The organism is Microcystis sp. M109S1 (assembly GCF_020247025.1).
Classification (GTDB): domain Bacteria; phylum Cyanobacteriota; class Cyanobacteriia; order Cyanobacteriales; family Microcystaceae; genus Microcystis.
This window is the reverse complement of sequence record NZ_JADBRW010000378.1, coordinates 1-13,891: the sequence shown is the minus strand read 5'-3', so window position 1 is coordinate 13,891 and position 13,891 is coordinate 1. Positions and strand designations below refer to the sequence as shown.

Annotated in this window: 17 protein-coding genes and 1 pseudogene; 8 read left to right on the top strand and 10 right to left on the bottom strand. The window is 43.1% G+C overall.

Going from position 1 to position 13,891, the window contains the following annotated elements; translation table 11 throughout:
• Positions 1–397 precede the first annotated feature (397 nt).
• Positions 398–1,453, bottom strand: coding sequence for a threonine-phosphate decarboxylase CobD (gene cobD, locus IM322_RS18605; RefSeq protein ID WP_287675448.1), 1,056 nt, complete (start codon positions 1,451–1,453; stop codon positions 398–400).
• A gap of 233 nt (positions 1,454–1,686) precedes the next feature.
• Positions 1,687–1,989: a non-specific DNA-binding protein Hbs gene (gene hbs / locus IM322_RS18600; protein ID WP_002778840.1), complete on the bottom strand. Its 303-nt coding sequence runs from the start codon at positions 1,987–1,989 to the stop codon at positions 1,687–1,689.
• A gap of 545 nt (positions 1,990–2,534) precedes the next feature.
• On the opposite strand from hbs, the gene IM322_RS18595 reads away from it, so the two are divergent.
• Together IM322_RS18595 and ureE are read left to right on the top strand one after the other, a co-directional pair.
• Positions 2,535–3,020 carry a DUF4168 domain-containing protein gene (locus IM322_RS18595; protein ID WP_287675457.1) on the top strand — a complete coding sequence of 162 codons (486 nt, stop codon included), beginning with the start codon at positions 2,535–2,537 and terminating at the stop codon, positions 3,018–3,020.
• A 77-nt stretch (positions 3,021–3,097) separates the two neighbouring features.
• Positions 3,098–3,574 (top strand): urease accessory protein UreE, encoded by a 477-nt coding sequence (gene ureE, locus IM322_RS18590; RefSeq protein WP_079207696.1) that lies wholly within the window; start codon positions 3,098–3,100, stop codon positions 3,572–3,574.
• Positions 3,575–4,055: 481 nt separating this feature from the next.
• Here the strand turns inward: ureE and IM322_RS18585 are convergent, their stop codons facing one another.
• On the bottom strand, positions 4,056–4,703 hold the full coding sequence (locus IM322_RS18585) for a Uma2 family endonuclease (protein WP_002759554.1): 648 nt from the start codon (positions 4,701–4,703) through the stop codon (positions 4,056–4,058).
• A 241-nt stretch (positions 4,704–4,944) separates the two neighbouring features.
• Here IM322_RS18585 and IM322_RS18580 point away from each other — a divergent pair, with 241 nt between their 5' ends.
• Positions 4,945–5,226, top strand: coding sequence for a hypothetical protein (locus tag IM322_RS18580; protein WP_287675449.1), 282 nt, complete (start codon positions 4,945–4,947; stop codon positions 5,224–5,226).
• A 23-nt stretch (positions 5,227–5,249) separates the two neighbouring features.
• Here IM322_RS18580 and IM322_RS18575 read toward each other — a convergent pair whose 3' ends face one another.
• Positions 5,250–6,230, bottom strand: coding sequence for an aspartate carbamoyltransferase catalytic subunit (locus IM322_RS18575; RefSeq protein WP_287675450.1), 981 nt, complete (start codon positions 6,228–6,230; stop codon positions 5,250–5,252).
• 83 nt (positions 6,231–6,313) lie between these two features.
• Here IM322_RS18575 and IM322_RS18570 point away from each other — a divergent pair, with 83 nt between their 5' ends.
• The 3 genes from IM322_RS18570 (at position 6,314) to IM322_RS18560 (ending at position 8,987) form a co-directional block, all read left to right on the top strand.
• The gene (locus tag IM322_RS18570; protein WP_286826246.1) at positions 6,314–6,916 is read left to right on the top strand and encodes a GUN4 domain-containing protein; all 603 of its coding nucleotides are present in this window, start codon (positions 6,314–6,316) and stop codon (positions 6,914–6,916) included.
• A gap of 113 nt (positions 6,917–7,029) precedes the next feature.
• Positions 7,030–8,487: an efflux RND transporter periplasmic adaptor subunit gene (locus IM322_RS18565; RefSeq protein ID WP_287675451.1), complete on the top strand. Its 1,458-nt coding sequence runs from the start codon at positions 7,030–7,032 to the stop codon at positions 8,485–8,487.
• Positions 8,488–8,492: 5 nt separating this feature from the next.
• On the top strand, positions 8,493–8,987 hold the full coding sequence (locus tag IM322_RS18560) for an ureidoglycolate lyase (protein ID WP_287076165.1): 495 nt from the start codon (positions 8,493–8,495) through the stop codon (positions 8,985–8,987).
• Between the two features lie 13 nt (positions 8,988–9,000).
• Here the strand turns inward: IM322_RS18560 and IM322_RS18555 are convergent, their stop codons facing one another.
• From IM322_RS18555 to IM322_RS18535, 5 genes are all read right to left on the bottom strand, one after another.
• The gene (locus IM322_RS18555) at positions 9,001–9,153 is read right to left on the bottom strand and encodes a hypothetical protein (RefSeq protein ID WP_287675452.1); all 153 of its coding nucleotides are present in this window, start codon (positions 9,151–9,153) and stop codon (positions 9,001–9,003) included.
• Positions 9,140–10,018: an SDR family oxidoreductase gene (locus IM322_RS18550; RefSeq protein WP_287675453.1), complete on the bottom strand. Its 879-nt coding sequence runs from the start codon at positions 10,016–10,018 to the stop codon at positions 9,140–9,142. Before IM322_RS18550 ends, IM322_RS18555 begins: the two co-directional genes overlap by 14 nt.
• Before the next feature lie 3 nt (positions 10,019–10,021).
• Positions 10,022–10,330: a hypothetical protein gene (locus tag IM322_RS18545; protein WP_002737657.1), complete on the bottom strand. Its 309-nt coding sequence runs from the start codon at positions 10,328–10,330 to the stop codon at positions 10,022–10,024.
• A gap of 135 nt (positions 10,331–10,465) precedes the next feature.
• Entirely contained in the window at positions 10,466–11,527 is a 1,062-nt protein-coding gene (locus IM322_RS18540) for an ABC transporter permease (RefSeq protein ID WP_287675454.1), read from the bottom strand.
• 157 nt (positions 11,528–11,684) lie between these two features.
• Positions 11,685–12,203, bottom strand: coding sequence for an adenine phosphoribosyltransferase (locus IM322_RS18535; protein ID WP_287675455.1), 519 nt, complete (start codon positions 12,201–12,203; stop codon positions 11,685–11,687).
• Between the two features lie 98 nt (positions 12,204–12,301).
• On the opposite strand from IM322_RS18535, the gene IM322_RS18530 reads away from it, so the two are divergent.
• Together IM322_RS18530 and IM322_RS18525 are read left to right on the top strand one after the other, a co-directional pair.
• Positions 12,302–12,928, top strand: coding sequence for a DUF3038 domain-containing protein (locus IM322_RS18530; RefSeq protein ID WP_002799452.1), 627 nt, complete (start codon positions 12,302–12,304; stop codon positions 12,926–12,928).
• Between the two features lie 2 nt (positions 12,929–12,930).
• Positions 12,931–13,584 (top strand): DUF4335 domain-containing protein, encoded by a 654-nt coding sequence (locus IM322_RS18525; protein ID WP_287675456.1) that lies wholly within the window; start codon positions 12,931–12,933, stop codon positions 13,582–13,584.
• A gap of 10 nt (positions 13,585–13,594) precedes the next feature.
• Here the strand turns inward: IM322_RS18525 and IM322_RS18520 are convergent.
• Positions 13,595–13,756: pseudogene (locus tag IM322_RS18520) on the bottom strand (HigA family addiction module antitoxin); the annotation flags it as partial.
• Positions 13,757–13,891: the final 135 nt, after the last annotated feature.

Sequence of the window (13,891 nt, the reverse complement as noted above, 5' to 3'; positions counted from 1 at the left end):
TTGAGAGAATCGTGCTTCAAAACCTTGCGTCTTCATCGGCCCGCGTCCTGTAGGGGCGAAGCATTCGGGCAATAACCTATCGGTGAAACCGTAGATTTTCTATCCGAATGCTTCGCCCGTACTTTTTCAGCAAGCCCTAAATATGATATGATACTAAATCCGTTGAGTATAGGCTACGTATCAGGAGAGGCAAAAAGCAATAGGCAATAGGGGGAATCAATAATCAGTTTTTAATAACCGGATTTAGTATAAGGAGAGGCAAGGGGCAATAGGGGGAATCAATAATCAGTTTTTAATAATCAGATTTAGTCTGATACTAAATCCGTTCCCTGATAGCTGTCTCCTGTCTCCTGTCTCCTGAATCCTTACCCCACCAACAAACTTTTTGCCGCAAACCCTAATTATCAGACGCGGCTAAAATACTCTCTAAAGCCGATAATAATCGTTGATTTTCTGCCGGTAAACGGACAGCTACCCGAAAATAATTGCTGCCCAATTCGGGGAAACTGAGACAATCGCGGATGAAAATTCGATGATATTTTAATAAAGCTTCCTGTAGGGGTAAACAGGAAGATTGAGATTGTACTAAGAGGAAGTTAGCGGCACTGGTTTGGGGCTGTAATTGCGGAAAATTAGCTAATCCCTGCCATAAATCCTTGCGGGCTGCCGTTAACCAATCCCAAGTTTGTTGTTGAAAATCCCTATCTTCAATTCCCGCAATAGCGGCAACCACGGCCAAATTATTCACCGACCAAGGATCGCGCCATCTTTGCCATTGTAACAGGCGATCGGGATGGGCGAGGACGTATCCTAGACGTAAACCGGGGAGACTGTAAAATTTAGTTAGGGAACGCACAATCACGAGATTGGGATATTCCGGCAACAGAGATATTAAACTCTCCTGTTGTTGCGGGGGTAAAAAATCCATAAAAGCTTCATCCACTACCACCAAACCAAATTGCGATAGATAGGGACGAATGGCCGCCACCGTCCAGAGTTTCCCCGTGGGATTGTGGGGATTATTGAGTAATAAGCCTTGTTTTTCGGGATTAACCGGCTTTAAACTGGTTAAATCTAGGGAATGTTTGCAGATTTTCCCTCCAAAACTTTTTAAAGCCCGTTCGTAATCATTAAAAGCGGGTGTTAGTACATAAACACTATCAAATGATGCTAATTCCCGACCGGCCCAGGTTAATAACTCAGCCGCACCATTGCCGGGGAGAATCCAATCTGGCCCGATATTGTGCCATTGGCCGAGGGCAGAACGCAACTGCCAATACGCGGGGTCAGGATAACGAGTCAGACTGGTTAAATGGCTTTTAATAGCGGTTAGGGCGCTTTCTGGCGGACCGAGGGGGTTGATACTGGCAGAAAAATCGAGAATAGAGGAAACTGGACAGCCGGCAATGGCGGCCGCCCAGTCAAGATTACCACCATGTTTAGGTCTAGGCAAAAGACTTACAGCGAACGAAGCTCAACAGTAATTAGGGTTTGCGGCAAAAAGTTTTCCCTGGGGGCAGGGTGTGGGGTGTGGGGTGTGGGGTGTAGGGTTTTACCTATTTTCAGGTGGTCAACTACCTAATTTTCAGGGAAAAAGTCCCTGAATTTTCCCCCCGATCACCCCGGGCTAAGGCACTCTTTGATGGGAAAAAAGTCTAAAAGTCTTATCCAACAAGGTTTTTAGATTTATTCAGCCAGCCCTAATTCTTCCTTATCTGGGGCCACTCTGTCTTTAAACAGTTTACCCGCCGAGAAAGCCGGGACGCGAGTGGCCGGAATCTCCATCTTATCGCCGGTTTTCGGGTTGCGTCCTTCCCTGGCCTGACGTTCCCGGGCCTCGAAGGAACCGAATCCTACTAGGGTTACTTTGTCCCCCTCAGAAACCGCTTCGATAATGGTTTCGATGGCGGCAGTGAGAACAGCATCTGCTTGTTTTTTGGTCACAGAGGCTTTGAGAGCGATTTGATCGATTAATTCACCTTTATTCATGCGCTAACTCCTTTTTTTGCGGTTTTTCTGAGTTTAGGGTGGTTGTCAGTAGTTTATGGTTCCCCTGTTGAGGACTCGCCAGGATCGAGATCACTAAATAATGCCTCAAATCCTCATTGGCTATATATTCCACTGCATTATTCTAAGCGGGAATTGTCTTGATCGGAATCGCTGAAACCTTTAATTTATCTAGATTTCCTCCTGATTCCTCGCCACAGGGAGACACAAAAGGGAATAAGCGAGAGATTAACAGCGATATAAGCTAATAAAAAGAGATTAGGGGGCTAAATTGCCGATAAATATTCTCTAAAAGCGATAGGTATCCTAACTTCCCAAAAATCGTTCATCGGTTCTCTCAAAGATTTTTGACTAATTTTGCCCCTAGAAACGTTAAAAAAGTTTACCAAAGCAATTTCTGCCCAAAAATTAAGTTCGGGACCAGGAGATATTGGCTAGAATTGGAACTTATGATCGTTAAAAATATTCAAAAAAGCAGGATTTAACTGGAAAGTTTGCTATCATTATCTATTCAGCGACAAACTCGCATGGTGATTTACTGCTATCCCCTAGCCGATCTAGGTCAAAGCTTAAGACGTTCTTTTATTGTGACTTTTTTGGCAGTAATCGCCATTCTTGGCGGTCTGATTCCCGAATTTTCTTGGACGACGGAGGTGGTTAGTTTTCAGTCTTCCGCTTATACTCAAGATTTTACGGCTGACCAAATCAAACGTTATGCCAAAGCAGTTTTGTCGATCGAAACCCAAAGAAAACAAGCTTATCAGGAAATTTCGCGAATTTTACGGAAAAGTCCCCCGGCAATTACCTGTAACCAACGGGAAAGCTTTAATAATCTTCCAGCTGATGCCCAAAGAATTGCCGTAGATTATTGTAATAACTCAAAAAAGATTGTCAAAGATAATGGCTTCACCGCAGCTCAATTTAACGCCATTACTAACCGGATTCGTACCGATGATAACTTGAGACGACGGGTGCAAAATGAGATGATTCGTCTGCAACGGGAGAATAAATAGAAAAAGTTCCTCAGTTTTTCGGGTCAAGCTGGAGTCAGGGCTACAATTAAGAATGTTTTTTCCCATTGACTACTACCATGTTAACTTTTACCGAGCGCTTACCCCCCCGTCATACCGCTAGTCCACCTCCCCCAGAAACGGTAGTTTTTAGCCTTCTACTTACGGCCGAAGAACGCACTCGCAGCCGTTATCGTCTCGACAGTCCCGAAGGTTTTTCCCTCTGTTTTCGTTTACCCCGCGGCACAATTCTACAGGATCGCGATTTCCTGCGGGGGGAAAACGGCGAAATTATTCAAATTATTGCTAAACCAGAACCAGTTATCACTATTACCGCCCCTTCAACCGATTTACTCCTCAAAGCTGCCTATCACCTCGGTAATCGTCATGTGGCCTTAGAAATTAACCCCGATTACCTCCGTCTGGCCCCCGATTCTGTCCTACAAGCAATGTTAGAAGGTTTGGGATTAACTGTAACTGAAGAAATCGCCCCCTTTAACCCCGAAATCGGCGCTTATCAGCATTATCATGACCTGGAAGAGGCAAAAAAGGGATAGTTAGCTAATCTTGCCCAATGCCCTTTCTGATTTAGAGTAAGCAAAAATCAAACTCGGTTTCGACTTACCTCTTTTCCTACCATAAATTGTAGTTTTTGGGCATTATCTTAACAAAATTTAACTGACAAGAAAACAGTAACTTTTTAACAGCCTCTACGGGATATTTTCTTAATCAAGAGGCTCTCATTCTGCTAGTTTCTAGAATTTTAATCGGCCTCGGTGAATTGATTAATTATCAAAGTAAAAATCGAACTACGAGGAATGAATAACCATGGTACTTTCAGAACTAGCACCAACGGCTGTAACCTCTGTCCTGTCTGATTTATCCACACCCACTGAGGTTAAAAAATCCCCTGCTCAAAACAATGATCTAATCTATTTTTGTGAACTAGATTCTAGTAACAAACTGAATCATTGAACCGCAAGAAGTTTATACAACTCTCGACGGACAAATTTATCTAAGTCAAAAATGTTAGGATTTTCAACTATTATCTATATTTTCCGTCAGCCAATTTTTAAAGTTTCTGATGGCTTCACTTCTCCCCAGTTGTTGACTTTGTTTAACAAATTGATTAATTAATTCAATAATCGGAATCTGAGGAAAATTGGGACTGCTTAAAGACTCAATATATTCTCCTTCTTGTAATAAATTAATCTGTAGGCCACTTTGAGTATAACGCCACAGTTCGGGAACACCTAACTGTCGATAATTATCTAAATAGGTACGGGAAGTAATATCAATTTCTAGGACTAAATCAGGGGGGGGATCACTTTCTAAATTAAGTCTATTTTTGCCAATAACGGCTTGATAGTTTTTAATATAAAAACAGGCATCAGGTTCAACCGCTTGATTCATCCGCTCGTTTTTAAATGTTGTTGATCCTAACGGTTCAAAATCAATATTGAGTACTTCTAACAAAAACTGAACCATATAACTAATGATTTCTTTATCTTTTTCATGTTCGGGTAAAGGTACCATAATTTCTAATATTCCGTTACTGTAGGATAACCGAGAAGCACGACTTTCTCCTAATTCTGATAATATTGTCTCAAATTTTTGCCAGTTAAGCTCTTTTAAAAGTAACTGTTGACCGGGATTGACGATAATTTGTTCTAAGGCTAATTGCATGGCTTTAGCTGAAAATGTTGATTTCTTAGTTTAATTATACCCTTCCCTTGAGAACGGAATTCGGTATCGGTCAAAGTTTCTAGAAAAGCCCCAGGGATAGCTTGAGTATTTATACTTATTGCAATCTAGGTATGCTTCCCCTAAGATATAGTTCGTCGGTAATCGTGCCGAACTAATTACCGAAAACTTGGGTCTAAAACCCTTGCAATGATGTTTTTATTGTATTCAGGAAGTTGAAAAAATGAAGACCAAATCGATAATAAGCTTACTATCCCTTAGTATTATGGGAATGTCAATCTATGCAGGTCAAGCTAATAGTAGTGATTATCGAGCTTTGACCGCAGAAGAAAAATCACGGTTGACTGATGCTTTGCTAAAACAGGGTTGTAGGAATCCTAGAGCGATGAAATTTGATGTTGAGACTAACCTATTTGAAGCAGAAGATGCTGTGTGTGACGGAGGAAGAAAGTATGATATTTACCTTGATAGAAACTTTAGGATTGTTTCAATGAAACCAGACTAAAAGAGCAAATCCCTGAGAAGCTTTTACCGGTCGCCGCGAAGATTACCGATCAGGTATAACAAAGCCATTCTGACAGCGACACCACTGGTAACTTGTTGGGAAATCAGACTAAAATCGGGATCGTCCATTAAATCGGAACTAATTTCCACTCCCCGATTCACAGGACCGGGATGAAGTACCTTCACCCCCGGTTGACAGGATTGCAAACGAGGACGAGTAATGCCAAAACTTTGATGATATTCCCGTAAACTGGGCAAAAGATTGGCAGTCATTCGTTCTTTTTGCAGTCGCAGGGTCATCACAAAATCGGCCTTTTCTAAAGCTGGTTCTAAATCCCAGTGGAGAAATAGGCGATCGCACAATTCCCCAAAATATTTCGGCAGTAGGGTGGGGGGTGCGGACAAATGTACTTCTGCCCCAGCCGTGGTTAAACTCCAGATATTGGAACGAGCGACACGAGAATGGAGTATATCCCCAACAATAGCGATTTTTTTACCCTCTAACAGTTCTAAACGGGGATTGTCTTCGTCTAACAGACAACAGATCGTAAACAGGTCTAAAAGTCCCTGGGAGGGGTGTTCGTGTTGACCGTCCCCAGCATTAAGAATACTGACCCCCGACTGCAAACGATCCATTTCTGCGGCAATTAAATCGGGAACTCCCGACTGTTGATGTCGGATGACAAAGATATCCGTACCCATGGCCACATAGGTTAAAGCGGTATCGAGAATCGTTTCCCCCTTAGTCAAACTGGAACTACCCGGGGCAAAATTAAGAACATCGGCCGAGAGACGTTTGGCCGCTAGTTCAAAACTACTACGGGTGCGGGTGGAAGGTTCAAAAAAAAGATTTGTCACCACTTGACCTTGTAGGGCCGGCACTTTCTTGGTACGTCGGGAAAGAACTTCACGAAAACTAGAGGCCGTTTGTAGCAGGGTTTGGTATTCTTCCGGTTGCCAGTCTTGCAATCCCAAAATGTGGTGTCGGATCCAAGTGAAAGCCATAGGAGTTAAGGAGGCGGTAAAAACGGCAAATTTCGTCTATGCTATTGTAGGATTTCTTTGCATCAGGTTAATAAATAGGGTTTATGAGAATTAATTTTTCCTTGTGTCAGATCACTCTTGCGATCGCTTTATTTCTCAATCCCTTGCCGGCGATCGTTGCCCAGACTGCCACCTCTGGGGAAATGGTATCACCGACCACGGGCATTAATTACACTCGCCTGAAAAATTTCCTCGCTCAACAAAATTGGCGACAAGCTAACGATGAAACCCGCAATTTAATCCTGAAAGCAACCGGACGGGAATTACAGGGCTGGTTTACCATGGAAGACCTGCAAAAATTGGCCTGTTGGGATCTGCAAAAGATGGATCAACTCTGGAAAGAAGCTTCCGGGGGTCGTTTTAGTTTCAGTACCCAATTTCGCATTTTTATCGAGACGGGTAATCGACCGGGCCGCTTAGTGGCGATCGAAAATTTTCAAACTTTTGGCGATCGAATCGGTTGGCGTAAAGATGGTGATTGGATTATTTTTAAAGAAAATCTTAACTATACCCTCAATGCTCCCGTCGGTCATCTGCCGGCGCCCCGGGACGAATACCAGATCGCCGGTGGTCGCCTAGAATACACCACCCTCGCCCAAAGATTAGTTACCTGTAATATTGTTAGCTTAGGGCAAAGCAAACAGTGATCACGGCGATCAATTCTGTAGAGTAAAATTTAAGGAAAAGCTTCTCTCCTCATCCTCCTCTTCTTTTTCCGATTTACTAGCACTTTTTCTGCCAAAAACCCCCAAATTTAACAATGATTAAACGATCCGTTAACGTATCGACAGCGATCGGTTCGTCGATCGCCGTTTCCCTAATTGTAGCTGGTTGCGCCCCCCAAACCCCCCAGGCCACAGGACCGGCGGCTGTTCCCGTCAAACTGCAAACCCTCGGCACCGACAAATTAGTGCAAAGTAGCGAATTTGTGGGTACTTTGATCGCCCAACAGCGTGTTAGCGTCTCCCCCCAGATTACTGGTCGGATTCGGTCTATTTTCGTTAAATCTGGCGATCAGGTAACTCAGGGACAAAAAATCGCCGAATTGGATCCCGAACAACAACAGCAACAGGTAAACGCCGGCATCGGCCAGGTAAATTCGGCCAAAGCGAACCTCAATGCGTCTGAGGCGGATTTAAGGCAAAGACAAGCGCAAGCGAGGGCAAATAAAGCCCAAATTGCCCAGAATCGGGCAAATGTGGCCAATGCCGAAGCTAATGTTAAAAGTCAGATCGCCACCTTGAGCGCCGCCGAAGCTGATTTACAGAGAGCGAGAGCTAATTTAGATTTAGCGGAAAAAAACCTAAAAAGAGCCGAATTTCTGGTCAAACAAGGGGCACAGCCCCAACAGGACTTAGATGATCGCCGCCGCGACATTCAGGCCGCCAGGGCGGAAGTAGAGTCCCAGTCTAAAAATCGTGATGCGGCCCGTCAACAGGTGACGGCGGCTAGAGCTACCCTACAGGCAAACAAAGAAGCATTAAATATCGCCATTCAAAACGAATTAGCGTCACAGCAACAGGTGGCGGCGGCAGCGGCAACGGTGAACAGTCGTCAAGCGGCGGTAGCCAGCACTGAGGGGCAATTAGGGGCGACGCGTCAGAATTTAGTTTTTAACACCATTACCGCCCCGATTGCTGGTTTTGTCGGCGATTTTAATCAAAGAAAGGTCGGCGATATTATCTCCCTAGGTGAAGAATTAACCTCGTTGACTAACAATAAAACTTTGGAACTAAATGTGCAGATTCCCGTGGAATTACAACCGCGTCTGCGTGTCGGGTTGCCCGTGGAAATTATTAATCCTGATGGCAGTGCGGGGGTTCGCGGTCAAGTAACTTTTATTTCCCCCACCGTTTCCCAAGCTACCCAATCGGTTTTAGTGAAATTTTCCTTTACTAATGATGGCAGTCTTCGCAATAATCAATATGTGCGGGCGCGGGTAATTTGGGATCAAAAACCGGGGGTATTAATCCCCACCACGGCAGTGACTAGCATCGGGGCGCAAAATTTTGTTTTTGTGGCCGAAAAAGAAAAGGCTAAAGAAGGTCAAGAAAATGCCGAGGAGCGTTTAGTGGTAAGACAAAAACCAATTCAAGTCGGCACAATTCAAGGGCAAGCTTATCAGGTTATTTCTGGAGTAAATGCCGGGGAAAGAATTGCCGTTAATAATATTCTTTCTCTCCGAGATGGTACAGCTATAACTGTTAGTCAGCAGTAATTTTTATGAGTAATTCGATTACCGTTCGTCCCCTGGCATCGCAACTAATTACCGCCGAGAGTTTCCGTCCCTACGGTCAATTAATAACCCCTAGTCATGACGGGAAAATATTTGATGAAAGCGATGCACAACTGCATTTAAAAAACGGTGTGCCACGCTTTTATATTATGCGTTTACAGACTCGCGGACGTAAATTTAAGCGAATTACTCGTCATAGTCAATGTACCCAATGTCTTGGTTCTTTGGGGGGACAAGAGTGGTTTTTAGGAGTGGCCCCCCCTAGTCCTCAGACTCAACCGGATTTAGAAAAATTAAAGGTTTTTCGCATCCCCGGGGACTGTTTTATTAAATTAGAGGTGGGAACTTGGCACGCTGGCCCACTTTTTGATCAACCAGCGATCGATTTTTATAATCTCGAATTGAGCGATACTAATATTATCGATCATTTTACCTATAATTTTGCCCAAGAGCAGTCAATAGAATTTGAGATTGTTGATTGAAAAAAATATTTTTTTACTTAACTTTTCGCAATCCTTTAGAAAGATAAGCAACCCAAAAAGCCAACACTCCTGTCATCCCTACCTCAAAATAATTGGTCATGAGAATAGCGGTAAAAAAAAGGAGCAAGATAATTAATATAGTTCGCTTTTGTTCAGATAATTTCATCTCTAATTGCCTCTAATTCGGTTTTAATACTTAATGGTTGATAACCCAAAGAAAAAGCGAGAGAACTATCAAGAGAAACATCCTGCGGACGCGGCGCAATCATGGGAACATCGGACTGTAAACAGGGTTTTATTTGTTTCCTAGTAATGTTAAAAACTGCCGCCATTAGTAAACCAAATTGATAACGAGAAACTCTTTCTTTACCCCCTAGATGAATAATACCTTGCACTTTTTCTAGAGCTAAAAGTAAACCATTCACCGCACTATTAACCCCAACAGCAGTACGATATTCATCAGTAAATAGAGATAATTCTTTTCCCTCTTGGAGGGTTTTTAAAAAGGGTTGGAGAAAACTATTAGCGGTGGGAGAAGGGGAACCAAACATCAAAGGCATTCGACAAATAGCCGCCCGAGGATATATTGCTAAAATATCCTTTTCTGCCGCTACTTTTTGCTCACCATAGATACTCACGGGAGAAACCGGATCATTTTCGGAATAGGGGGCATTTTTACCATCAAAAACTAAATCGGTAGAGGTAAAAACTAGCGGTATTTGATATTGACTACACAAACGGGCAATTTCTAGAGAAGCTGTCAGATTAATTGCCTCGGATGCTTGGGGAAATTCTTGACAGAGATTCGGTTTTGATTGGGCAGCCGCATGAATTACCGCGTCGGGTTTAATCTGTTGAAAAAGTTCTTTAACTGCGGCTAAGTCTGTTAAGTTAATTTTAATTAAATTTGGGTCATTACTATTGACATTGTGATTAAAATATGTACCAAAACTTGCCCAGGATGAGCGAGTTTTTTGGTAAATATGCCAACCTAAAAACCCACTAACTCCAGTGATTAACAGCTTTTTCATAGTTTAGAGATTAAATCCTTTTTCGTAGGCTAAAAACTGTACCTGTGGTTCCAACGGTTCACTAACTAAACCAATTCCTGCAAATCCCCATCGCTGCATCAGTCCCTTTAATTGTGTTCCTGAGAGAGTTTCCACTGAAAAATTATTGGCTAAATCCTGAGCATGGGTATTGATATAACTTAAAGCATCGTAGGATTCTTTAAACAGAAGCAGATAACTGGCCGGAGTTTCGCTTTCACCTTTTCTCAGACGCGCCACTAGGTATTGTCCGTCTTGTTTTGACCTGAGTAAATAATGTGTAGTTGCTAACATAGTTTGTTAAGTAAAAAGTGAAAAGGAAAAAAGGGGTTGGGGGTTAGGGGTTGGGGGTTGGGTTTTAGGGTTTTGGGGTTTTAGGGTTTTAGGGTTTTGGGGTTTTAGTTGAATTTCCCCATTTCCCCATTTCCCCTACTTTAAATCCTCCAATTTAATTCTAGGATCTACAGCTTTGAGAAGTAAATCAGCCAGGAGATTACCGATAATCAACATAGTAGCACCCATCATTAAACTGCCCATAACTAAATATAAATCTTTAGCCGTCACAGCTTGCAGAATTAAACGACCTAATCCGGGCCAGTTAAAGAAAAATTCGGCGATAAATGCCCCACTTAACAAACTGGAAAATTCAAAGCCCAAAAGAGTTATCAGGGGATTAATAGCATTGCGTAAAGCGTGGACATAGATAACTTTATTTTCTGGTAAACCTTTCGCCCTCGCGGTTTGAATATAATCCTGTCGAAGAACATCTAATAATTGTCCCCGCATCAATCTTTGTAATCCGGCAAAACTGGTAACTGTCAGGGCAATAGTTGGTAAAATCATGTGCCAAGCGATATCTAAAACTTTACCGATAGGGGAATATTCCGAATAGTTAATACTGGTCATATCACCCACCGGTAAAAGCGGCGAGACATTTTGGGCGAGAATTAGCAGTAAAAGGGCAGTGATAAAACTGGGGAAACCTTGACCAACATAACTGATAACTCGGAAAAATTTATCGATAAATTGGTTTTGTTTGACGGCGCTGAGAATGCCCAAGGGAATCGCAATCGCCCAGGTTAAAATGATGGAAGTCAAAGACATTAATAACGTCGCTGGAATTCTCTCTAATAATAGGGAAGACACGGGACGAAAATAGGTAAAACTCAGACCAAAATTAAACTGAGTTACCACTTGCCATAACCATTTAAAATACTGGACAATCGGCGGGTCTTTTAAACCAAAAAGGGCAATATATTGTTCTTTAGTTTCCTGACTAATCTTGGGATTAAGGTCAAGCAAAGCCAGAAAACCGCCGGGGGTTAATTGGATAATAGCGAAACTCAAAGCCGAGGCCAACAACAGAGTTAATAAACCCTGGAGAACACGCTTGACAATATATAAAAAAGTTTCGCTAGTTAGGAGAGATTGTAACCCATTAGCACTCGATCGAGCGGTTGCATCCTTATAATTATCATCAGTCGCCGTCATAAGTAATCGTGCCAAGTTAATTTCCTAGTGGGGACTCCAATTCAGGAGTCAGGAGATAAATAGTCGTGCAGAATTAATTGCCATTTTTGAGATAGGCACTCTTGCCAGAGTGTTAGCGAAATGTGTAATTAATTCTGCTTAGGTACTTAAAAAAAACCTAATAATCGATGAGGGTAATAATCGGTAAATCGGGTAATTTTCCCCGACCACCGAGGTCGATTAACTCGATGATAAAAGCAAATCCTAACACCTCGCAACCAATTTTTTCTAATAAATCGGCCGTCGCTTTCGCCGTCCCTCCCGTCGCGATCAAATCATCGACAATTAAGACTTTATGATGGGCAGCCACCGCGTCTTGATGAATTTCGAGGCTATCGCTTCCGTATTCCAAATCATACTCGATACTATGAACGGCGGCGGGTAATTTGCCCGGTTTCCGGACGGGAATAAATCCCGCTTCTAATTGGTATGCTAAAGGAACACCAAAGAGAAAACCCCTGGATTCCATACCGACAATGTAATCGGGGGATAAACCGGAATCGCGACACTTTGCCGTTAGGGTATCGATCGTGTAACGTAATCCTTGGGGATGATTGAGTAGGGTAGTAATATCGCGGAAGACAATACCCGGTTTGGGAAAGTCGGGAATATCGCGAATCAATGATTTCAGATCCATTCGGTTTCCGTGTCTCGTAAAATGGGGGACAGCTATCTATACAATACAATTTACAATACCCTGACTCGATCGCCCTTGTGTTTTAGTTCTCCTATATCATGACCTCTACTAGCCTAACGCCCGAATCTACAGCATCAGCCCCAGAAAAACCAGTTATTTTAAGCGTTTTACCCGATTTTCCGATTGCCAGTCAGCAATGCGCCCTACATCTCCAACAGCATATCGATTTAATGCTATTAGCGTTGGAATCCTTAGAAGTCGGTGCCGGGGAGGCCCTGTTAGCCCTCTGTAAAGAACTAGGACTCGATAAAATTGTTAAAAACCGGATTATTTTCTGGCGCTTACGCTGTACTAATCCATGGCGAATTTCCTACACCCTCGACCGTCTCACCCTTGACCAAGCAAAAGCTTTAGTTATCATTGCCAGTTATCGGGCCAAACCTCTAGCTATATCCATCCGACAATTACTGTTAGCGCGGCAACAGATGGAATCAAAGGGTTTACCCGTGGATAATAATTTTCTTTTATCAGAATACCTAGAAAGATTTCGCTCCAATTTTCGCAGTCGCATGAACCCCCGCCGGGCCAAAGTATCGGTTTATCTAGCCGATGAAAATGCTTTAAATGAACTGGCTTTATCCCTCCTCGATCAGTTATTATTTTGTACTGGTACGACGGGAATGCAGCGGTTTTGGATTAGTTTATTTGATGGGGAGATCGTGTAAAAATGAGAAGACAGTATAGCTTGCCCAATTGTACCCTGATTCTCGATGGTTTCGGCGATGATTTCGCCCCAGCTAACCCCGGTGATAGCCGACCTTTACTCTCAATTTTGACTAACGTAGAATGTCGGTTAATCGGGGCCAATAAAGTCCTGCAAGGTGGTCGGGTTTTCTTGGAAAATTTAGTACAAGCGGTCAGTCAGTATGCCCAAGAATTTTTGAGTGGTGTTCGTCATCCCCAAGACCCCGTCCATGAACCAGATCATGTGTACCTAGAAAAGATGGACCATAATCTCCATCGTCTGGTCTGGTATCCATCAACGGACTTGAATATCCCGGAAAGTCCGGTCAAGATAGAAATCAGTACCGTGCAGTTATTCGATTTAATAGAAGCGATTGACCAATTTTTTGCCGATACTCGCACTTTACCCGACCTAACCCTGAAATTACAGCCAGTTTCCCGTCGCTACCATAAGGTTAATGAATCGGTGGCCAGTCGAACAGTACCTTTTTTGGCAGGATTAGGCAGTCTTGTCGCTTGCGCCCTACTTTTCTATCTGTTACCCGTCCCCCAAGTCCGTAAACCCGAAAATCCCCCCATTCCTGCCGCTTCTCCCAGTCCCACCGTCCCCACTAATCCCGTCCCCCCTCCCAGATAAAATTAGGACCCTAAGCTACATCTGTAAATGGAGTGATGGGAATGTGGTTATAAACTTCGGCATTCTTTGCCTGAGCTTGACGGAGATCGTAGTCTGTTTGAAGATTCAGCCAAAACTGAGGACTGTTACCAAAATATCGTGACAGACGCAAAGCTGTATCCGCAGTGATAGTTAGTAAAAGTATAGTCAAATATAGACAGACTGAATTCCATTTCAGAAATTCCCTTCACTTTTACTTCGAGAGATTGATTCTCCTTGGGTGAACTACGCACCTCTCTATCCCATAGCGGTTAAACGCATTTGGGAA

Bases quoted from the DNA above. Each gene is read 5' to 3' on its own strand.
- hbs (WP_002778840.1), bottom strand. From the start codon at position 1,989: ATGAATAAAGGTGAATTAATCGATCAAATCGCTCTCAAAGCCTCTGTG.
- IM322_RS18595 (WP_287675457.1), top strand. From the start codon at position 2,535: ATGGTGATTTACTGCTATCCCCTAGCCGATCTAGGTCAAAGCTTAAGA.
- ureE (WP_079207696.1), top strand. From the start codon at position 3,098: ATGTTAACTTTTACCGAGCGCTTACCCCCCCGTCATACCGCTAGTCCA.
- IM322_RS18585 (WP_002759554.1), bottom strand. From the start codon at position 4,703: ATGCAATTAGCCTTAGAACAAATTATCGTCAATCCCGGTCAACAGTTA.
- IM322_RS18580 (WP_287675449.1), top strand. From the start codon at position 4,945: ATGAAGACCAAATCGATAATAAGCTTACTATCCCTTAGTATTATGGGA.
- IM322_RS18575 (WP_287675450.1), bottom strand. From the start codon at position 6,230: ATGGCTTTCACTTGGATCCGACACCACATTTTGGGATTGCAAGACTGG.
- IM322_RS18570 (WP_286826246.1), top strand. From the start codon at position 6,314: ATGAGAATTAATTTTTCCTTGTGTCAGATCACTCTTGCGATCGCTTTA.
- IM322_RS18565 (WP_287675451.1), top strand. From the start codon at position 7,030: ATGATTAAACGATCCGTTAACGTATCGACAGCGATCGGTTCGTCGATC.
- IM322_RS18560 (WP_287076165.1), top strand. From the start codon at position 8,493: ATGAGTAATTCGATTACCGTTCGTCCCCTGGCATCGCAACTAATTACC.
- IM322_RS18555 (WP_287675452.1), bottom strand. From the start codon at position 9,153: ATGAAATTATCTGAACAAAAGCGAACTATATTAATTATCTTGCTCCTT.
- IM322_RS18550 (WP_287675453.1), bottom strand. From the start codon at position 10,018: ATGAAAAAGCTGTTAATCACTGGAGTTAGTGGGTTTTTAGGTTGGCAT.
- IM322_RS18545 (WP_002737657.1), bottom strand. From the start codon at position 10,330: ATGTTAGCAACTACACATTATTTACTCAGGTCAAAACAAGACGGACAA.
- IM322_RS18540 (WP_287675454.1), bottom strand. From the start codon at position 11,527: ATGACGGCGACTGATGATAATTATAAGGATGCAACCGCTCGATCGAGT.
- IM322_RS18535 (WP_287675455.1), bottom strand. From the start codon at position 12,203: ATGGATCTGAAATCATTGATTCGCGATATTCCCGACTTTCCCAAACCG.
- IM322_RS18530 (WP_002799452.1), top strand. From the start codon at position 12,302: ATGACCTCTACTAGCCTAACGCCCGAATCTACAGCATCAGCCCCAGAA.
- IM322_RS18525 (WP_287675456.1), top strand. From the start codon at position 12,931: ATGAGAAGACAGTATAGCTTGCCCAATTGTACCCTGATTCTCGATGGT.